At 65.8% G+C, this 19,827-nt stretch carries 18 protein-coding genes; 5 read left to right on the forward strand and 13 right to left on the reverse strand.

Translation table 11 applies throughout. From position 1 onward, the window contains the following. Positions 1-202 precede the first annotated feature (202 nt). The 3 genes from AUL28_RS02985 to alr form a co-directional block, all read right to left on the reverse strand. Positions 203-2,605: a diguanylate cyclase domain-containing protein gene (locus AUL28_RS02985; protein WP_062230606.1), complete on the reverse strand. Its 2,403-nt coding sequence runs from the start codon at positions 2,603-2,605 to the stop codon at positions 203-205. 206 nt (positions 2,606-2,811) lie between these two features. Beyond that, positions 2,812-4,068, reverse strand: coding sequence for a D-amino acid dehydrogenase (locus AUL28_RS02990; RefSeq protein ID WP_062230607.1), 1,257 nt, complete (start codon positions 4,066-4,068; stop codon positions 2,812-2,814). Continuing rightward, entirely contained in the window at positions 4,065-5,213 is a 1,149-nt protein-coding gene (gene alr, locus AUL28_RS02995) for an alanine racemase (protein WP_062230608.1), read from the reverse strand. Before alr ends, AUL28_RS02990 begins: the two co-directional genes overlap by 4 nt. A gap of 124 nt (positions 5,214-5,337) precedes the next feature. On the opposite strand from alr, the gene AUL28_RS03000 reads away from it, so the two are divergent. Further along, positions 5,338-5,778 (forward strand): Lrp/AsnC family transcriptional regulator, encoded by a 441-nt coding sequence (locus AUL28_RS03000; protein WP_062230624.1) that lies wholly within the window; start codon positions 5,338-5,340, stop codon positions 5,776-5,778. A gap of 67 nt (positions 5,779-5,845) precedes the next feature. Here AUL28_RS03000 and fabI read toward each other — a convergent pair whose 3' ends face one another. From fabI to fabA, 3 genes are read right to left on the reverse strand one after another with little or no spacing between them, the layout of a single operon-like run. Continuing rightward, on the reverse strand, positions 5,846-6,682 hold the full coding sequence (gene fabI / locus AUL28_RS03005; protein WP_062230609.1) for an enoyl-ACP reductase FabI: 837 nt from the start codon (positions 6,680-6,682) through the stop codon (positions 5,846-5,848). 13 nt (positions 6,683-6,695) lie between these two features. After that, positions 6,696-7,919, reverse strand: coding sequence for a beta-ketoacyl-ACP synthase I (gene fabB, locus AUL28_RS03010; protein ID WP_062230610.1), 1,224 nt, complete (start codon positions 7,917-7,919; stop codon positions 6,696-6,698). A gap of 57 nt (positions 7,920-7,976) precedes the next feature. Continuing rightward, on the reverse strand, positions 7,977-8,510 hold the full coding sequence (gene fabA / locus AUL28_RS03015; protein ID WP_058599931.1) for a 3-hydroxyacyl-[acyl-carrier-protein] dehydratase FabA: 534 nt from the start codon (positions 8,508-8,510) through the stop codon (positions 7,977-7,979). 202 nt (positions 8,511-8,712) lie between these two features. Between fabA and AUL28_RS03020 the strand changes: the two genes are divergently transcribed. After that, complete coding sequence (locus tag AUL28_RS03020; protein ID WP_062230611.1) at positions 8,713-9,177, forward strand: hypothetical protein; 465 nt, start codon at positions 8,713-8,715, stop codon at positions 9,175-9,177. A gap of 125 nt (positions 9,178-9,302) precedes the next feature. Beyond that, positions 9,303-9,779 carry an iron response transcriptional regulator IrrA gene (irrA, locus tag AUL28_RS03025; RefSeq protein WP_082640212.1) on the forward strand — a complete coding sequence of 159 codons (477 nt, stop codon included), beginning with the start codon at positions 9,303-9,305 and terminating at the stop codon, positions 9,777-9,779. Positions 9,780-9,891: 112 nt separating this feature from the next. Here the strand turns inward: irrA and AUL28_RS03030 are convergent, their stop codons facing one another. Beyond that, the gene (locus tag AUL28_RS03030; protein ID WP_244493394.1) at positions 9,892-10,365 is read right to left on the reverse strand and encodes an SH3 domain-containing protein; all 474 of its coding nucleotides are present in this window, start codon (positions 10,363-10,365) and stop codon (positions 9,892-9,894) included. Between the two features lie 321 nt (positions 10,366-10,686). On the opposite strand from AUL28_RS03030, the gene AUL28_RS03035 reads away from it, so the two are divergent. Further along, a complete protein-coding gene (locus tag AUL28_RS03035; protein ID WP_062230612.1) occupies positions 10,687-12,303 on the forward strand; it encodes a methyl-accepting chemotaxis protein in 1,617 nt (538 codons plus the stop codon). A 45-nt stretch (positions 12,304-12,348) separates the two neighbouring features. Here the strand turns inward: AUL28_RS03035 and AUL28_RS03040 are convergent, their stop codons facing one another. From AUL28_RS03040 to rpsT, 6 genes are all read right to left on the reverse strand, one after another. Beyond that, positions 12,349-13,119 carry a molybdopterin-synthase adenylyltransferase MoeB gene (locus AUL28_RS03040; RefSeq protein WP_062230613.1) on the reverse strand — a complete coding sequence of 257 codons (771 nt, stop codon included), beginning with the start codon at positions 13,117-13,119 and terminating at the stop codon, positions 12,349-12,351. Beyond that, positions 13,116-14,267: a DNA replication/repair protein RecF gene (recF, locus tag AUL28_RS03045; protein WP_062230614.1), complete on the reverse strand. Its 1,152-nt coding sequence runs from the start codon at positions 14,265-14,267 to the stop codon at positions 13,116-13,118. The genes AUL28_RS03040 and recF overlap by 4 nt, the downstream gene beginning before the upstream one ends. Before the next feature lie 23 nt (positions 14,268-14,290). Then, a complete protein-coding gene (dnaN, locus tag AUL28_RS03050) occupies positions 14,291-15,409 on the reverse strand; it encodes a DNA polymerase III subunit beta (protein ID WP_058599937.1) in 1,119 nt (372 codons plus the stop codon). A 259-nt stretch (positions 15,410-15,668) separates the two neighbouring features. Then, entirely contained in the window at positions 15,669-17,120 is a 1,452-nt protein-coding gene (dnaA, locus tag AUL28_RS03055) for a chromosomal replication initiator protein DnaA (protein ID WP_244493395.1), read from the reverse strand. A 122-nt stretch (positions 17,121-17,242) separates the two neighbouring features. Then, positions 17,243-17,677: a rhodanese-like domain-containing protein gene (locus tag AUL28_RS03060; protein ID WP_058599939.1), complete on the reverse strand. Its 435-nt coding sequence runs from the start codon at positions 17,675-17,677 to the stop codon at positions 17,243-17,245. Positions 17,678-18,477: 800 nt separating this feature from the next. Next, entirely contained in the window at positions 18,478-18,747 is a 270-nt protein-coding gene (gene rpsT, locus AUL28_RS03065; RefSeq protein ID WP_058599940.1) for a 30S ribosomal protein S20, read from the reverse strand. 347 nt (positions 18,748-19,094) lie between these two features. Between rpsT and AUL28_RS03070 the strand changes: the two genes are divergently transcribed. Beyond that, positions 19,095-19,748: a tetratricopeptide repeat protein gene (locus tag AUL28_RS03070; protein ID WP_062230616.1), complete on the forward strand. Its 654-nt coding sequence runs from the start codon at positions 19,095-19,097 to the stop codon at positions 19,746-19,748. Positions 19,749-19,827: the final 79 nt, after the last annotated feature.

Below are 19,827 nucleotides of genomic sequence, written 5' to 3' on the forward strand. Positions count from 1 at the left end.
GCAAGAGGCCTTCCTTGTTGGATTTCTAAGGCTAAAAAGTGAACATCGGTCTCGCTGGGCCCTCCCAGGCAGGCTTTGGAGGCCTGCCGCACCTCTGAGCAGCCGATGCGGCGGGATTGGGCAATCTCTTCGGCCCGCTTTCGCGTCCCGTCGAGAATCATTCAAATTCCCGTGAGACGGTTGGGGAGGGACTGCTACGACGTCAGTCCATTCCCTGCATCGCCATTCGGGCGAAGGTGGTCAGAATGGCGCGCTCCTCGGCCCCGAAGAGATAGTACGGCTGATGGTGACAGACGCTGACGGCCCCGATCGCCTCACCGGAACGCGGGTCGATCATCGGCGCGGCGGCATAGAAGCGCGCGCCCCGATCGCAGGTCACGAAGGGATTCTGCGCAAAGCGCGGGTCGATGGACAAATCCGCGACCACCATCGGCTCCTGGGCTTGAACCGCATATCGGCAGAAAGACGCGTCCTTGGAGCTGGTAGCCAGCGTGATGTTGTGGCGGCCGACAAGTTCGACCTCGTTTCGATCGTAGAGCGAGATGAAACCGACCGGCATATTCAGGAGATCGGCCACATGTTTGGCGAGCGTGTCGAGCTCATCCCGCCCATTGGCGAGCTTGAGCGCGCGAAAACGCTCGACTGCTTCGCGCTGCGGATAGTCGGTCGGCGCAGCGGGAAGGGGCTGCGCCTTGCGCAGGATCAACCGGCTGGCGACGCGATTGCGGCCCGTCCGCTTGGCTTCGTAAAGCATTTGATCGGCTTCGCCGATCAGCGGTTCCAGCACGTCGGCTTGGCAGGGGCGCTCGGCGCAGCCGATGCTGAGCGTCACTATCGCGCCATTCGTCTCGTTGCCGGCATGGGGAATGGCGAGCGCCTCGACCGTCGCGCGAATGCGCTCGGCCACGATCTGAGCTTGCGCCAGCGTGCGGCCGGGCAGGATGAGGGCCATCTCCTCGCCGCCGATTCGCGCGGGCACGGCGTTCTCGCTCTCCATCGCAGTCCGCATGGCGCCGGCCACCGCGCGCAGGCAGCGGTCCCCTTCGGGGTGGCCATAGGTGTCGTTGAACAGCTTGAACCGATCGATATCCATCATCAGAAGGCTGACCGGCGCGCCGTCGCCCTTCGCCGCGAGGTCCAAAAGCATCTCGTCGAAATGGCGACGATTGGACAGGCCGGTGAGCGGGTCTGTGTTGACGAGCGCCGTCAACTCGGCATGGGCAGCCGCGAGCTTGGCTTCCACCATTCGGCGCTTTGTGATGTCGCGCAAGACGGCAATGAACCCACCGTCGCTCGGCACATAGCTGTAGCGGCCTTCCACCCAGATGTAGCTGCCGTCTCGGCGGCGAAGGCGATAGCAGTCTTCCGTTCCACCCACCGCCTGACGCGCGTTGTCCGCAATGCGCAGCACGATGGGCCAGTCATCGGAATGGATCAGCGTTCGCGCGTTCTGGTCCAGCATCTCGTCCGGCTCGTATCCGAGAAAGCGCAGGGCCGCCGGAGACACGTAGCGCCGGTTCATTTCCGCATCGAGGCGAATGATGAGGTCGGTCGAATGGTCCGCCAGAAGCCGGTATTGTTCTTCGCTGCTGCGAAGCGTGTTTTCCGTCTCGATGCGTCGGCGAAACTCGCGCCGAATCTGGAAAGCCAGGAACAGCGTCATACCGGCGAGAAGGCAGAGAACCAGTCCGATCGTCTGCGCTCGTCGGTTCCAGGAGGCGAAGATATCGTCTTCCGACAGCCCGACGCTGAGCAGCAGCGGCATGTCGCGCAGATGGACCGCGCTGAAGATCCGTTGGATATGGTCGAACTGGGAGCGGGAGGTGAAGCCCTCCGGCGGTGCGCTCAGAAAGAGTGAGGCGTCGGGCACCGACGAGACGTCTCGTCCCACGATGCCCGGAAGCGAGGGGGACCGCGCCAGAAAGATCCCATCTTCCGAAACCAGATTGACCACGTCGTTCGGACCAAGTGTGGCTCCGGTCATGATGTGTTCGAAAAGATCCAGTCGCACCAACGCGGTCACCAAGCCGTCGAAGGATCCGTCCCGCGTTTCCAGGCCGCGGCTGATGGCGACGACCATATCCGGCGCACGGCCATGCAGCACCAAAGGGCGACTGATCAGAAGGCCATTGCGGATGGCTGCACGCTGCGCCTGAAAATAGGGTGTGTCGGAGATGTTCGTCTCCGCGCCGACGCCACCTCGTCGGCTCCAGCGGACCCGGCCAGTGGCATCGGCGACGATGATATCGGCCAGCGCGGAATCCACCAACGCCCCATCGAACAGGACGGCCTGCTGCGAGATCCAGTCGATCTGCGTGAAGGCATCGTCGCCTGCGACTTGGGCGATGGAGCGCAGCACGCTGTCATAGATCTGGAAGCGGCGTGAAATTTCGAGCGATTGGGCCAACGCCAGGCTGCGAGCGCTGTTGGCGGCGCGCTGCCATGTGTCGTTGCGCAACTCCACCAGCGTCATGATGGAGACCGTGCAGAAGGACAGAAGCAAGGCCACCAGCGCCGCCCAGAAGACGAAGGCGCGCTGACGGTGCGCCGGCCAGCGCGAAGCGGAACGGCTTTCGGTCGCAGGAGCGGCTGCGGCAAGGCTCATACGCGGAGGTCGCCATAGGAAGCGACCGGGCGAGGTCGCGAGGTTTAAAGACGGCGGACAGGCCTGTCCTCACCGACTTTAACAACGCCCCGATTGAAGAATGGGTGAACCGCGCAATGGCTTAGTTCGGCCGTGAAACCTTACGATCGTCAAGCTTAACGAACGTTGAAGGGGCTCGCCTGCTCCAAGGCGAGGCGCTGTCTCCATCAGGCCCTGCCGTATCGCGCCACGGCGAGATCGCGCGCGTCGATGTCCCCCGTCCGGCCGCTGACGAGATCGGCGAGCAGCCGGCCCGATCCCGACGACATGGTCCAGCCCAGCGTTCCGTGGCCGGTGTTCAGAAACAGGCCGGCTATCTTGGTGGGGCCGATCACGGGGGTTCCGTCCGGCGTCATCGGCCGCAAGCCCGACCAGAAGCTCGCCTGTTTCACGTCGCCGCCTGGGAAGAGATCGGTGACCGAATGCTCCAGCGTGCGCCGGCGCGCTTCGGCCAGATCGTTGGTGAAGCCGGAAATCTCGGCCATGCCGCCGACGCGGATGCGGTTGCCGAGCCGCGTGATGGCGATCTTGTAGCTTTCGTCCATCACGGTCGATTCGGGCGCGCGGGCCTCGTCGACGATCGGGATGGTCAGCGAATAGCCCTTCACGGGATAAACGGGCAGATCGATGCCGAAGGGTTTCACCAGAAGCGGCGAGTAGGAGCCGAGCGCGACGACGACGGCATCGGCCGCCTCGAAGCCCCGATCCGTCTCGACGCCAAGGCACCGCCCGCCCTCGATGCGAAGCCCCTGGATCGTGCGCCCATAGGCAAAGCGTACGCCGCGCGCTTCGGCCCGCTCGGCGAGGCCATTGGTGAACTTGAAACAGTCGCCCGTCTCGTCATTGGGCGTCAGCAGCCCGCCGACGATCTTCTCGCGCGCATGGGCGAGCGCAGGCTCCATGCGGATGCAGCCTTCGGGGTCGAGCACCTCATAGGCGATGCCGTCCTCGCTCAAGGCCTTCTGGTCCTTCAGCGAGGCGTCGAGCTGTTCGCGCGTGCGGAAGAGCTGGATCGTGCCCTTCATGCGCTGGTCGTATTCGATATTGGTGTCGCGGCGCAGCTCGGCCAGACTCGTGCGGCTGTAGTCGGCGAGCCGCAGCATCCGGCTCTTGTTGATGGCGTAGCGCTCGGCCGTGCAGTTGCGCAGCATCCGCGTCAGCCAGCGCAGCATGGCCGCGTCCATCTTCGGGCGCAGGATCAGCGGCGCGTGCTCCATCATGAGCCACTTGATCGCCTTTTTCGGAATGCCGGGCGCAGCCCAGGGCGAGCAATAGCCGAAGGAGACCTCGCCCGCATTGGCGAAGCTCGTCTCCAGCGCCGGCCCCGCCTGCCGGTCGATGACGGTGACCTCGTGCCCGGCCTTGGCGAGATACCACGCCGAGGTGACGCCGATGACGCCTGCGCCCAGAACAGCGATCTTCATGCCAGCGCTCCTTCCGCATAGCGCCGCTCGAATCTCTGGCCGAGGGCGGTGAGGATTTCATAGGGGATGGTGCCGGCCGTGGCGGCCACTTCGCCCAAGCTCTGATGCGGGCCGATCAGTTCCACGAGATCGCCGGGCTTGAGAGCCGCCGAGCCGATATCGAGAATGACGGAATCCATGGAGACGCGACCGGCCGCGCCGAGCGGCTGCCCGCCATGATAGGCGCCGAGCCGATTGCTCAAGGATCGCGGCCAGCCATCGGCATAGCCGATGCCGATGGTCGCAAGGCGCATGGCGCCGGGGGCGACGAGGCTCCAGCCATAGCCGACGCCCGCGCCCGCCGGCACCTCGCGAATCTGGATGACGCGCGCGTCGAGCCGGGCGACGGCGCGCATCGGGTTCTCCGGCCCCTCGAAGGGCTGGCCACCGTAAAGCGCGATGCCGGGACGGCAGAGGTCGAAATGGAAGTCCGGGCCGAGAAACACGCCGGCGGAATTGGCGAGCGAGCGCCTCGCCTCCGGCAGGCGGGCTGCGAGCGCTTTGAAGGCCTCTAACTGCGCGCGGTTGGCCGGGTGCTCCGGTTCGTCGGCGCAGGCGAGATGGCTCATCACCAGGGTCACGTCGACCCCGGCGAGATGCGCCGGGTCGGCCGCGATCGCCGCGACCTCCTCGGGCGCAAGGCCGAGCCGGGCCATGCCGCTGTCCACCTGTAGGGCGGCGGGAAGCGGGCGACCAAGCGTCTGGGCGAGCGCGCCCCAAGCGGAGAGTTGCGTGCCGGAATTGATGACGGGCGTCACATGGGCCTCCGCGCAGCGGCGTTCGTCGCCGGGCGCGAGCCCATTCAGAACGAAGATTTCCGCCTCAGAAGGCAAAGCCGGGCGCAGCGCCAGGGCTTCGGAAAGATGCGCCACGAAGAAGCTGCGGCAGCCCTCGCTCCAGAGGGCGGGCGCGACGCGCTCGGCCCCGAGCCCATAGGCGTCGGCCTTCACGACGCCCGCGACCCGCGCGCCGCCGGCCTCGCGGCAGAGCCGGCGATAGTTCGCGCGCAAGGCCGACAGATCGATCGTCAGAACGGCACCGGCGCTGACAGCGCCTGCCGCTGAAATGGGCAGAGCGGGGGATGAAGCGGACGAGATCACGAGCATGCGCGCCTCCAATCGGAACTCCCCGAATTGTGGCGCAATCATTCTTGAATGTACGGCCGATCTCACGCACAAAATTCGAAAGATCGCTTCTCAATGCCATCTTCTTCGAAAGCTGCGCCATTTCATGCCGGACCTCGACAATACCGACCGCAAGATCATCCGTGCCCTTCGTCGCGACGGGCGGATGACGAATGTCGCCTTGGCGGGCGAGGTCGGTTTGTCACCATCGGCCTGCCTGCGCCGTGTGCAGATTTTGGAGGAAAGCGGCGTCATCCGGGGATACACCGCCATCGTCGCCGGGGCCGAGGGTCGGGAGGGCCATGTGGTGATCGTGCGCATCAGCCTGGAGCGGCAGACCGAGGATATGCTGCGCCGCTTCGAAGCGGAGGTTCTGAAACATCCCGAAATCCGCGAATGCTATCTCATGACCGGCGAAGAGGACTATCTCCTGCGCCTCGAAGCCGCGGGAGCGGGAGATTACGAGCGCATTCACAAGGAGGTGCTTTCGCGCCTGCCGGGCGTCCAGCGCATCAATTCGAGCTTCGCCATCCGCAGCGTTCTCTGAAGACCAAAAAAAGCCCGCCGCTCGGGATCGAGCGACGGGCTTTTCGAATGCCGAACAGGTGGTTGGCTTATTCGCCCGAGGTGTCACCGGCCGCGACGGCGCGGCTTTCCTGCGTCTTCAACTCGTCCAGCGCGGGCATGGACATGATGTTGTAGCCGGCATCCACGTAGTGGATTTCGCCCGTCACGCCCTTGGACAGGTCCGACAGGAGATAAAGCGTCGAATTACCGACCTCCTCATGCGTCACGTTGCGGCGCATGGGCGCGTTGCGGCGCTGATAGTTCAGCATCAGGCGCGCGTCGGAGACACCCGCACCCGCCAGCGTGCGCAAGGGGCCGGCCGACACGGCGTTGACGCGGATGTCGCGCGGGCCGAAATCGGCCGCGAGATAGCGCACGGAGGCTTCCAGCGCCGCCTTGGCCACGCCCATCACGTTGTAGTTCGGCATGACGCGCATCGAGCCGCCATAGGTCAGCGTCACCATGGAGCCGCCCTCGTTCATCATGGAAGCGGCTCGCTTCGCCACCTCGGTGAACGAGAAGCAGGAGATCACCATGGTGCGCGAGAAGTTCTCACGCGTCGTGTCGGCGTAGAGGCCCTTCAGCTCGTTCTTGTCGGAAAAGCCGATCGCGTGGACCAAGAAGTCGATCTGGCCCCATTCCGCTTTCAGCGTCTCGAACAGGGCGTCCACCGAGGCGATGTCCTCGACATCGCAATCCACGAGCAGGGTCGAACCGATTTCGGCGGCCAGCGGGCGCAGGCGCTTGCCGAAGGCTTCGCCCTGATAGCTGAAGGCGATCTCGGCGCCCTGGGCCGCCATGGCCTTGGCCGCGCCCCAGGCAATGGAATTGTGGTTCGCGACGCCCATCACGAGGCCGCGTTTGCCCTTCATCAGATCATTCATCGAAAGGGCTTTCTCAGTTGGGTACGCGCTGGAAGACCAGCGTGGCATTGGTGCCGCCGAAGCCGAAGGAGTTGGACAGGGCGATGTCGATCTTGGCATCGTCGATGCGCTGGCGCACGATCGGAACGCCCTCGAATTCCGGGTCGAGTTCCTGAATATGGGCGCTTTCGCCCACGAAGCCCGCCTGCATCATCAGAAGCGAATAGATGGCTTCCTGCACGCCAGCCGCGCCCAGCGAATGGCCGGTGAGCGATTTGGTGGACTGGATATGCGGGATGGCGTCGCCAAACACTTCGCGGATCGCGCCGATCTCCTTGCTATCGCCGACCGGCGTCGAGGTGCCGTGCGTGTTCACGTAGTCGACCTTGCCGTTCACCGTGGCAAGCGCCTGACGCATGCAGCGGATCGCGCCTTCGCCCGAAGGGGCCACCATGTCGTAGCCGTCCGAGGTCGCGCCGTAGCCGACGAGTTCGGCATAGATCTTGGCGCCGCGCGCCTTCGCCCGCTCGAATTCCTCCAGAACCACGACGCCCGCGCCGCCCGCGATCACGAACCCGTCGCGGTTCTTGTCATAGGCGCGCGAGGCCGAGGCCGGCTGGTCGTTGAAGTTGGAGGACATGGCGCCCATCGCGTCGAAGAGGTTCGACATGGTCCAGTCGAGGTCTTCGTGGCCGCCGGCGAACATCACGTCCTGCTTGCCCCACTGGATCATCTCCGCCGCATTGCCGATGCAATGGGCTGAGGTCGAGCAGGCCGAGGAGATCGAGTAGTTGACGCCGTGGATCTTGAACCAGGTCGCCAGCGTCGCCGAGGCCGTGGACGACATGGCCTTGGGCACGGCGAAGGGGCCGATGCGCTTGGGGCTGTTGTTCTTGCGCGTGATGTCGGCGGCCTCGATCAGCGTGCGCGTCGAGGGGCCGCCCGAGCCCATGATGATGCCGGTGCGCTCGTTGTTCGAGATGTCCTTCTCGTCCAGCCCGGAATCGGCGATCGCCTGCTTCATGGCGACATGGTTCCAGGCGCCGCCCTGGCTGAGGAAGCGCATGGCGCGACGGTCCACGAGGTCGGTCACGTCGAGATTGGGTTTGCCCCAGACGCGGCACTTGAAGCCGTTCTCGGCGAAATCCTCGGAGAAGCTGATGCCGGACTTCGCCTCGCGCAGCGAGGCCGTGACCTCGCTGAGATCGTTGCCGATCGAGGACACGATGCCCATTCCGGTCACGACGACCCGCCTCATGGCCTAACTCCTTCTTGGGGTCCGCTGGGACCGCCTATAATCTGTCAGTGTTTGCGCTCAGCCGCCGACCGAGGCATCCGCTTCGCCGTCCTTGAACAGGCCGACGCGCAGGTTGCTGGCGCGGTAGATGACCTCGCCATCGGCCTTCATCCACCCTTCCGCGATGCCGAGCTTGAGCTTGGAGCGCATGACGCGCCGGAATTCGACGCCGTATTCCACGAGCTTGACCTTCGGCGTCACCTGGCCGGAAAACTTCACCTCGCCGACGCCGAGCGCGCGCCCGCGCCCTTCCTCGCCCAGCCAGCCGAGATAGAAGCCGGTGAGCTGCCAGAGCGCGTCGAGGCCCAGGCACCCCGGCATGACCGGATCGCCCTTGAAGTGGCAGTCGAAGAACCAGAGATCGGGCGAGACATCGAACTCGGCACGGATCGAGCCCTTGCCGAACTCGCCGCCATCCGTCGTCACCTCGGTGATGCGATCGAACATGAGCATGGGCGGCAGCGGCAATTGCGCGTTGCCCGCACCGAACAGTTCGCCCCGGCCGCAGGCCAGAAGATCGTCCTTGTCGAAGTGGGTCTTGCCTGTCGTCATTGCCTTGCCCGTTTCCTCACAGCACTCTCGAAGGCCGCGTTCGTCGCGAAGCCCTTAGCACGGGTGCGTTCAAGGGCAAATGCGTCAGCCCTCGCTTGGATTCAACGTTTCTTCAATCTTTCCTCTCGCCTTTCTTGCGCCCATCTCCCCGCGTCATGCAGGCAGATGCCCGGCGGACAGGGCGAAACGAGGGGGGAGATGGATGGCGTATCAGGGGTTTGCGGCCGGGGCGGCGCTGATGCTGGCGCTGACGTTGGCTGGCGCTGCGCGCGCGCAGGAATGGCGCGGCGAGACGGCTGGCGGATCGGTGCGCGCCGCCTATACGCAAAAGGGGCGGCCAGCGGGCGTGCAGTTCGAATGCGAAGCGCCGGGGCGGCTTCGCACCATCGTCTCGGGCACCGGCGCGCGCTACCCGGAAGGCCGCGCAGTGACGCTGGTCTTCAGCGTCGACGGCGTGGCGACCCTGCTGCCCGCCAAGGCCGAGGCCGAGCCGCACGGGCCGGGCTCGCGCTTCGTGCGCTCCGATAAGGCGGCCGAGATGAAGCCGCTCTTCGATCGGCTGAAGCGGGGCAAGGAACTGGAACTTTCCAGCCCGGCGGGGTCCTTTCGCCTGCCGCTCAAGGGCTCGGGCAAGGCTCTCGCGCTTCTTGCGGAGCGGTGCAGCTGATGCGCGCGAGGCGCAATTGTTCTTTTAGGCCGAGGGGATTATGCTGTCACGAGAACGCGGTCTTGCGGTGCAGCGCACGGGGCCGTAAAAGCGGAATATAAGACTCAACATTACGGCGAAGCATCATGGACAATCGGGCCAAGCCCTCGCAGGACACGTCACGGGACGCCCATCGGGCATCGTCGTTTTGTGTGTTCGAACGTCTGCGCTCCGCCGGCCTGCGGCCGACGCGCCAGCGCGTGGCCCTGTGCAACCTGATCTTCGGCGCGGGCGATCGGCATCTGTCGGCCGAAGAGCTGCACGAGGAGGCACACCGCGCCGGTGAGCCCGTCTCGCTCGCGACCGTCTACAACACGCTGCACCAGTTCACCGATGCCGGCCTTGTGCGTCCGCTCTCGGCGGAAGGCCAGCGCACCTATTTCGACACGAACACGTCGGATCATTTCCATTTCTTCGTGGAATCCGACAACACGATGATCGACATCCCCGATGGCGCGATCAGCGTCGAAAACATTCCCGCGCCGCCCGAGGGCATGGAGATCGTCAATATCGACGTGGTGGTGCGCGTGCGCCGCAAGCGCGAGAAGACCAGTCTCTCCTGATGGCGAAAGGCGGCATCGGCCGCCTTTTTCATGTTCTCGCGAGGATCGCATGAAAAAAGGCCGGGCCCATGGGGCGCCGGCCTTTTTCCGTTCGGGCATTCCCGCCGTCGGTTCAGAACCGCTCGTCGGGATACACACCCCACATTTCGTTCTGCGAGACGAAGCCGCGACGCCCGCCCGCTTCCACTTCGCACCAGCTGAAGGAGCACTCGCGCACCTTGGCAACGACACCCGGCTCCATTTCGGCCACCACGGAGGAATCGGCGGCGGCCGAGCGGTGCACCGTGACCAGCGCGCCCTTCTTGCTCTTCAGCCAGGGAGCGGCCAAAGCGGTGCGCTCGCCCGACAGAAGCGAGTGATAGACCCAGCCTTCCGTCCCGTCCGCATCGCGAATACGCCGCCAGAGATCGTATTCCTGGATGATCTCGACCGGCAGGCCAGGCTTGGTGAAAAGCCAGGACACCGCGTAGTCCTTGCCGGGGCCGACGCGCAGGTTCACGCGGGCCGACTTCAGCGACACGAAACGGGGCAGGGGCAGCTTCCGGCTCATATCCGGGTCCTGTCCTTCTTCCGCGGCGGCGGGCATGGCCGACTCGGGCCGCGTCGCGGCGGCGGCGGGCGTCTGAGCTTGCACATGCGAGGCGAGCGTCAAAAGGGCGAGGGCGGACAGAAGCGAGCGACGGAGCGAAACGGAGGGGAACATCAAGGCTTTATGAACTCCGGCAGGAACCTCTCCACCATCGCTCATCGCGGTTAACGAACCCTTCCCGAAGCTGATCTTCTTTTCGTGAACCTGAGCATCAGGAATAAGACTCCGCTAACGCTGCCGCGCGCCGGGTCTCAGCCTACAAGAGATTCTCAACTCGAAAAGGTTGTAATGCCTCACTTACGTTCGAAGGGGCAGGTCATGCGGTTTACGATCAGGCAGAAACTCGCGGGCGGCTTCGCGATTGTTGTGGTGGCCATGGCGGCGGTTGGCTTCATCGGGATCGACAGCCTCGGCCGATCCAATGATCGATTCATGAACTTTCACGATCGGCCCTTCGCGCAGAGCCTCCGGCTCGCCGACATCCGCGCCGATCTGTTGGACGCCGGGCGCGTCGTCAATCGCTCGCTTCTCGTCACCGACCCGGCCCGTCACAGCGAGATGGACCGGACCATCGATGCGGCGCTGGCAAGGGCGAAAGCCGGCATCGACACCTATCGCTCCCACACCCGCCTTGCGGTCGATCAGGTGGACACGCTGCGCGATGCCGTCGCGCGTTATGGCGAGGCGACGGCCCATGCACGCAAGCTGCGCGGAACGCCGGACGCGCTTGGGATCATCGAACGCGAGGCGGTGCCTGCCATGAAGGTCATTCTGAACAGCGTCGGCGCGCTTTCGCAACTGCAACAGCAGACCGCGGCCGAGGAGACCCAGCGTTCGGAAAACGCCTATTACTCCACCCGCAACATTCTCGTCGCGATCGTCGCCGCTGCCGTTCTCCTCGGCCTTGGCGCAGCCGTCTGGCTGAGCCTTCTCGTCAACCGGGGGCTTTCCGTCGCCGTTGCGCAAACCGAGCGGCTCGGCAGGGGCGAGATCGCCGAGGCCATTCGCCATGGGCGCCGCGACGAGATCGGCACGCTGCTCGACCGGTTGGAAGAGACGCGCGCCCGCCTGCGGGACATCTTGTCCGAGGTGCGCGCGTCGGCCGATCAGGTGGCCGCAGGCTCCAGCCAATCGGCCGTCGCGGCCGAGCAATTATCGTCGGGCGCGACGGAACAGGCCGCCGCCTCCGAACAGGCCTCGGCGGCGGTGGAGGAGATGACCGCCAATCTGCGCCAAAGCGCCGAGAATGCCGGGCAGACCGAGGCGATCGCGCGGCGCGCCTCGCAATCGGCCCGCGAGACGAGCGAGGCGATGATCGGCTCCGTTCAGGCGATCCACACGATCTACGAGCATATCCGCATCGTGCAGGACATCGCGCGCCAGACCGATCTCCTGGCCCTGAACGCCGCGATCGAGGCGGCACGCGCCGGTCAGCACGGCAAGGGGTTCGCGGTGGTCGCCTCCGAGGTGCGCAAACTCGCCGAGCGTTCGCAGCACGCGGCGAGCGAGATCGCAACGCTGTCGGACTCGACGCGCCGTGCGTCCGACGAGGCGGGCCGCAAGCTCGCCGAAATGGTGCCCGACATCGAGCGCACGGCCGAACTCGTCATGGAGATTTCCGCTGCCGCGCGAGAACAGTCGGTCGGCGTCAGCCAGATCAACCAGGCGATCCAGCAGCTCGATCAGGTCACGCAGTCGAACGCCGGGGCGTCCAACGAATTGTCCGCGACGGCCGTGCAACTGGCCAGCGAGGCGTCCCGCCTCAACGAGCGAGCCAGCTATTTCCAGATCCATGCCAAGGACGACGCGCCGGCAGACATCGCTAAACGCGGGGCCGCCGGCAGGGCGTCGCCTGAAACCGTCACGGCATCGCGGGACGATAACCTGCTCCCGGACGCCGACGAGCGGCCTGTCGCCCTGCGCCGCCGCGCATGACCATCCGTGGGTGCGGCAGCGCTAGACCCGAACCCTTTTAATGCCTCAGCCCTTCGCCTTCGGGCGACGGTAGCGGATTTCCTCGAAGCGCATCCGCAGCGTATCCACCAGAAGCAGGCGGCCGATCAGCGGCTCGCCCGCGCCGGTCGCCAGCTTGATCGCTTCGCAAGCGGCGAGCGTGCCGAGAATGCCGGTGACGACGCCCAGAATGCCGGCCTCCGCGCAGGTCGGTACGAGGCCGGCGGGCGGCGGCTCGGGGAAGAGGTCGCGGTAGCGCGGATGAAGCTGGCCTGCGCCATTTTCTCGAAAGGGCACGAGGACGGTCAGCGAGCCGGAGAAGCGCTGCACCGCCGCCGTCACCAGAGGCTTTTCCAGCCGCTCGCAAAGATCGGCGAGCGCATAGCGCGTGGCGAAATTGTCCGAACCGTCGATCACGATGTCGTAATCGGCGATCAGAGCCGCGCCGTTCTCGGCGGTGAAGCGCAAGGGATGGGGCTCGACCGCGACATGCGGGTTCAGCCGCTCCAGGGCCTCTCGCGCGCTGTCGAGCTTCGGGCGTCCGATATCGGGCGTGCCATGCAGGATCTGGCGCTGGAGGTTGGACAGGGACACGGTGTCGTCGTCCACGATCCCGAGCGTGCCGACACCCGCCGCCGCCAGATACAAGGCGACCGGCGAGCCGAGGCCGCCCGCGCCGAGAATCAGAATGCGCGCCCGCTTCAATCGCTGCTGCCCCGGCCCGCCGATATCGGCCAGCACGAGATGCCGGGCGTAGCGTTGCAGCTCGTCGCCCGATAGGGGAGGGGCATCCGTCATAGGGCGGCTCCGTTGCGGATCTCGACCATCTGTGCGCGACCGGCCAGCGCGTCGAACAAGGCCGCGTCCGTGCCGGTCAGGAAGGCCTGAACGCCGAGATCGTCCAGAATGTCGAACAGGGCGGCGCGGCGGCCAGGGTCGAGATGGGCGGCGATTTCGTCCAGAAGCAAAAGCGGCGTCATGCCGCTGGAGGCTTCCACGAGGCGCGCATGGGCGATCACCAGACCGACGAGCAGCGCCTTTTGCTCGCCCGTGGAAGACAGCGCGGCCGGCATGGATTTGGCGCGGTGAATGACGTCTAGATCGCCGCGATGGGGCCCTTCCAGCGTGCGCCCGGCCGCGCGGTCGAGCCCGCGCCGGGCGCGCAGGCGCACGCCGATCCGGTCTTCGAGGTCCACCGCCGCGCCCTGAAGATCCAGCTCTTCGTAGCCGGATTGAAGATGCAGATCGGCAACCGGAAAGGGCGAGCCGCCGATGCTTTCGATCGAGCCGCGCAGCCGCTCCACCAGATCGGCGCGGGCGAGCGCGATGGCAAGGCCCAGCTCGGCCATCTGCGCTTCGATGCCCGAGAGCCAGCCATCGTCCATCCGGTCCTCGGACAGGAGCCGGTTGCGCCCGCGCATGGCCTTCTCGTAGTCGAGCACGCGCCTTCCATGGCCAGGATCGACGGTCAGAACCATGCGGTCCAGAAAGCGGCGGCGCTCGGCGGCGGGGCCGGTGAAGAGTCCGTCCATGGCCGGCGTCAGCCAGACCACGCGCAGATGATCGAGAAGCTCGTCGCCCGTGCGCGCCTGCGCGCCGTCGATCCGCAGGATGCGGTTCGCGCCATTCTCCTCGTCCGGGCGAACCAGCGTCAGGAGATCTCTGATTTCGCCATCCTCCTCCCGCAGGCGGGCGCGCACGGAAAAGCCGCCCGAGCCCCGCGCGCGCGCGATCTCGCCATAGCTCGCCCGGCGCAGGCCGCGCCCGGGCGAGAGAAGCGACAGCGCCTCCAGAAGATTGGTCTTGCCCGCGCCGTTGTCGCCATGGAACACGACGAAGCGCGAACTCAGGTTGAGGCTGAGGGTCGGGTAGTTGCGGAAGTCCACGAGGCCGAGCCCGGCCACGCGAATGCGGGCATCGGGGCCGGGCGCTGGATCGGATGGCATGGATTGAAGGTCGAGGGCCGGCCTCAAACGCGCATGGGCATCAGAACATAAAGCGTGCGCTCGTCGCCCCCGTCCTTGATCAGCGTCGGCGAGCCGGGATCGGCCATCATGAACACGGCCGATTCGCCCGACAGCTGCCCGGTGATGTCGAGGAGATATTTGGCGTTGAAGCCGATCTCCAGCTCGTCGGAGTCATAGCCCACGGCCAGTTCCTCGGTCGCCGTGCCGGCATCGGGCGAATTGACGGTGAGCACGAGCTGGCTGGCCGAGACCGCGAGCTTCACCGCCCGGCCGCGCTCGGACGAGATGGTCGACACGCGGTCCACCGCATGGGCGAAGCTCTGGCGATCCAGCGTCAGCGCCTTGTCGTTGCCGGTGGGGATGACGCGCTGATAATCGGGGAAGGTGCCGTCGATCAGCTTCGAGGTCATGACGACCGGGCCGATCGTGAAGCGGATCTTGGAATCGGACAGTTCCACCTCCACCATCTCGGCGCCTTCGCCGAGCAGCTTCTGGATTTCCGACACGGCCTTGCGCGGCACGATGATGCCCGGCATCCCTTCGGAGCCCGCCGGCGCGTCGGTTTCGGCGCGGGCGAGGCGATGCCCGTCGGTCGCGACCGAGCGAAGCTGCAGCGCGCCGCCCGACTCCAGCGTGTGGAAGAAAATGCCGTTCAGATAATAGCGCGTCTCTTCGGTCGAGATCGCGAATTGCGTGCGCTCGATGAGGCGCGCCAGATCGCCGGTCTTCAGCTTGAAGGCATGGGTGAAGGTGCCGGCCGTGATGTCCGGGAAGTCGGCTTCCGGCAGGCACTGAAGGCGGAAGTTCGAGCGGCCCGAGGTGACGGTCATCTGCCCGCCGTTTCCGTCGGTCTGGAGCATGACCTCCGAGCCGTCGGGCAGCTTGCGCACGATGTCGTAGAGGAGATGGGCGGGCACGGTGGTCGCGCCCGGCTGCTCGCTCATGGCCGGCACGGTTTCGGTGATCTCGATGTCGAGATCGGTCGCCTTCAGGCGCATGCCCCCGTCTTCCGTCTTCAGGAGGACGTTGGACAGGATCGGGATCGTGTTGCGCCGCTCCACCACGCGCTGGACGTGGCTCAGCGACTTGAGGAGGTTCGACCGCTCGATGAGAATACGCATGGCGAAAAGACCGTTCGGGAACTTGAGGATGCGCCGAGAACCGGCACCCGCGCAAAGGTCCGAACCTTGTAGAATAGGACCAAGGGCGGGCGCAAAAGAAAAAGCGCCTGCGGGCCGGCCTTGCGCGGAAGCCGGCGGGCCAAGGGCAAGCGCCGAAGCGGGCTGCGCGGGCGGCCCGCCCATGCGGCCGAAAGACCGGCGAAGGGAAGGTCCGGCGCGCTGATGCCCGGACCTTCGATCGAGGGCGTTTCGCCTGCGCTTATTCCTCGATCATGCGGCGGATGACGTCGAGCTCTTCGGCGAGCTTCTGGTCGCTCGCGCGCTCGGCCTCGATCTTGCGCACGGCGTGAAGCACGGTCGTATGATCGCGCCCGCCGAATCTACGGCCGATTTCGGGCAGCGAGCGCGGCGTCATGGTCTTGGCGAGATACATGGCGATCTGGCGCGGGCGCACGATGGTGCGCGTGCGCCGGGCCGAGAGGATGTCCGTGCGCGACACGTTGTAATGGCGCGAGACGAATTTCAGGATGTCCTCGATCCGCACCCGCTTTTCGCCGCCCGCGCGGGTCAGCTGGTTCAGGAGGTCGTCGAGATGCTGGTTCGAAAGCGGCTGGCCGACCGAGTGCCGGAAGGCGATCTGGTTGAACGCGCCTTCCAGATCGCGGCCCGAACCGGTCACGCGCCGGGCGATCGTGTCGAGCACGCCCTCGTTGATCGCAAAGCTCGGATCGGCGGCCTTCATGGCATCGACGCGCGCGGCGATGATGCCCTTGCGCATGTCGAAGTCGGGCGAGACGATCTCGATGGCGACGCCGCCGGCGAGGCGCGAACGCACGCGGCTGTCGAGCGATTCCAGCTCGAAGGCCGGCCGGTCCGCCGCCACGATGACCTGCCGCGCGGAATCGATCAGCGCGTTGAGAAGATGGCAGAATTCCTGCTGGATCGACTTGCCCTGCAGGAACTGCATGTCGTCGATGATCAGGATGTCGATGCCGCGCAGGTTTTCCTTGAAGTCGAGCGCCTGGTTGTCGCGGATCGCGGTGGCGAAGCGCCACATGAAATATTCGGCCGTGAGATAGACGACGCGCGGGCGATCCTCACGCTCCAGCGCCGCATTGGCGATGGCCTGGAGGAGGTGCGTCTTGCCCAGGCCCACCGAGGCATGGAGGAAGAGCGGGTTGAAGCGCACCGACTGCGGCCCGTTTTCGGCGATCGAACGCGCGGCGGCGAGCGCCACGCGATTGGACGCGCCTTCCACGAAGCTCTCGAAGACATAGCGCGGATCGAGCGGCGAGCCGAAATCGCTCTGCGGGCGAACGGTTTCGACGCCGGCCGCGCGCTCGGCTGTCGCCGCGCGGGGCGTCGGCGCGGGCAGGGCTTGGGCGGCGGGCGTGAGAGCCGGGGCGGCTTCGGCGCGGCGCTGCGCCGGGGCCGGCGCGCCCGAGCCGCGCACGGCGGAGCGTACCGCGATGTCCACCTTCAGCGTGCCTGGAATCTCTTCGGAGAAGATCTGGAGCAGGAGGTCCTTGTAGTGACCGTTGATCCAGGTGCGCAGGAAGGCGGTCGGCACTGAGAGCTGCACCACGCCCTTGCCGGCCTGTTCGAGCTTCATGCGCGTGAACCAGGAGGCGAAGACATCCGGGCCGAGATGGGCCTTGAGGCGCGCGTTCACGCGGTCGATGATCTCGGCTTCACCGTGGGCGGGGCTCATGGCGGGCTCGTTTGGCTGGATGCGGGCTGCGACGGCGGTGGTGATGGGAACCGCGCGGGAGGCGGGGGCGCGCAGCGGAGCGCGCGGCGCCTTGGGCGGCGTGGCGGTCGAGAGGCCGGCCATTATTTCTGCCTCCAGGGAAGACCTGCGGCCTTCCAGCCGGCGATCTGGCCGCGATGGCCCTCCTCGTCGGGCGGGCCTTCGAACCCGTCCAGAACGTTGAAGCAGTTGGCAAAGCCGAGATCGGTCAGCGCGCTGGCGCTCGCCATGGACCGGGCGCCCGAGCGGCACAGGAAGAAGACGGGCGAGGTCTCGCTGCCGCCCGATGCCTTGATGGCCTCGGCGACGCGGGGCGCGAAGCTGCCGTCGATCGACATGGAAGGATAGGTCTGCCATTCCGCGAAAAGCGGCTGCGGCCGGCCGGCCGGCGCCAGCGGAAAGCCCACGAAGTTCCATTCCGCGCTGGTGCGCACGTCCACGAGAAAGGCGGGTTCGTCGCTGTCGAGCGCGGACCAGCACTCGGCCGGTGTCACGTCGCCCTTGTAGGAACGGCTCATGGGGAACTCCAGACTGACCGGCGCTCGGAGAGGCCGGCAAAACGCAGGAACAACCGACCTTGGCCCCGAGCTACAAGGAGTTGCGGGGACGCGATCGGACAGAATGAAAGAAATTAGCGAGAACGGCGAGTTGCGTTCCAGATGGGGTTCATCGTGCGCATTTCTTATGGAAAACGCATCTTGTCCCCATCCTTCGGCTGCCATGGCTCTTGTCGTGAGGGAAAAGCTACGCAATCCGACCAGTCCGGGGCAAGCTTTGAATCGCGATTCTGCGTGGCTCTGCGCCCAGCATCCGGCGCGTTCATGGCGCTGTCGCAAAGTGGCCCAAACTTAATCGTCTGATTCACTTGTGGATTCCGCTCGGGGGCGAGGATGACGGTGGATTGAGGCGGGAATACGAGTTTTTTTTGTCGCATCCCGATTGACTCGCGATGGCGTCCCCCTGCTCGCCGCAAGACTCGGGGGCTCATGGGTGACCTTCTTCAAGTCGTTGTTTTATATGATCATTTTTGAGTGGGATGGAATCGTCGGGAATCCGGGGATTCTGAAAAATCAAGGTGGAAAATCGGGAACCGATAGGCAGCCTGAGCATTGTGCCGAGTCGTCCACAATGACAGTTCGATGACGGGCCGATCGCGCGATTTGACGGAAGCGTGACGCTTTCGTGACACGTGGAAAGGTTCCCTGATCCTTGGCCGCGCCCGCAAAAAGACTTATCCGCGCGGGCATTGCACAACGAAAAAGGCCCGAGGCGTGCGCCTCGGGCCTTCATCACATCGAAACCGTTCGAGCGAGCTCGATCAGGCGGCGCCGACGGCCTTCACGCGGCTCGACAGACGCGAGATCTTGCGCGACGCGGTGTTCTTGTGGATCACGCCCTTGGCAGCGGCGCGGGCCAGTTCGGGCTCGGCAACCTTGAAGGCGGCGCGGGCAGCTTCGTGGTCGCCCGACAGGATCGCTTCCTCGACCTTGCGCAGGAAGGTGCGCACGCGCGAGCGGCGCGTCTTGTTGATCAGCGTGCGGCGGGCGATCTTGCGTGCGGCCTTCTTGGCCGACGGCGTATTGGCCATGTGTCGTTTCTCTCGTGTTCGTATGTGGACCCGGGCGACCGACAGGGTCGACCAGCATCCGACGCGAAGGGGTCGATCGCCGAGGGGCGCCCTGACAGGATGTCCTGATGCTGGGTGCGCCACGGCATAACAGGCCGCATCCGAGGATGCCGCCGGAAATCTGCGCGCCTTATAGGCCGATCACCATGTCGCGTCAACCGAACGCAGGAGCCTCCGGCGGATCGGGCAGACAGGGGACGCAAGGGCGCTCTGTCGGATTTCTCCCGGCTTTCGCACGCGCGCGGCGCGTCGTTAACTCCTCGCTAACGGAGCGGGCCGCCCGTCTCCGAAGCGGGAGGGAAGCTGCGATGCGCGTAGGGGCTTTTGCACTGGTGGCCTTGGCCGTTTTTTGGCCCGATCTGGTGGAAGCGAAGGCGCCCGCGCCGCCGAGCCCGCCCGAGATCACCTGGGACTGGTACAAGGCGGGCGAGACCTATCTGCGCTACAAGGTGCCCAATCCCGCCCTGTCCACGCGCTATTTCCGCAAGGCGGCGGAGCGCGGCAACACGTCGGCGCAATACAAGCTCGGGGAGCATTACGAAAACGGCGTCGGCGTGACCAAGAACTATCGCGAGGCCTATCGCTGGTATCGGCGGGCCGCCGACTCGGGCGACCGCTATGCCGCGTTCAAGGTCGGCTGGTTTCTCCAGAAGGGCATGGGCGTGCGCCATTCCTCGCGCGAGGCGGCGCGCTGGTATCAACGGGCGGCCGACCAGAACAATCCCTGGGGCTACCATATGTTGGGCTTCATGCTGGCCGATGGCGAGGGCGTGCGCCGCGACCCGGCCAAGGCGCGGCGCTATCTCGAAATCTCCGTGCGCGAAACCGGCGATCAATGGGCCAAGTGGAAGCTCGCCCAACTCCTGCAAACCAGAGACCCGGAGCGGGCGCGCAAGCTTTATGCGGAAGCCGCCGCGCAAGGAAACGGCGAAGCGCGGCGCGAACTCGCCGCCATGCGCTGACGCCCGGAGCGATGGAGGGCGATGGAGGGGCGGGAGGCGGGAGGCGATAGACCCGCGCGACGGCGAGACGGCCTGGGGC

This window comes from Aureimonas sp. N4, from assembly GCF_001463925.1.
GTDB classification, from domain to species: Bacteria; Pseudomonadota; Alphaproteobacteria; order Rhizobiales; family Rhizobiaceae; genus Aureimonas; species Aureimonas ureilytica_A.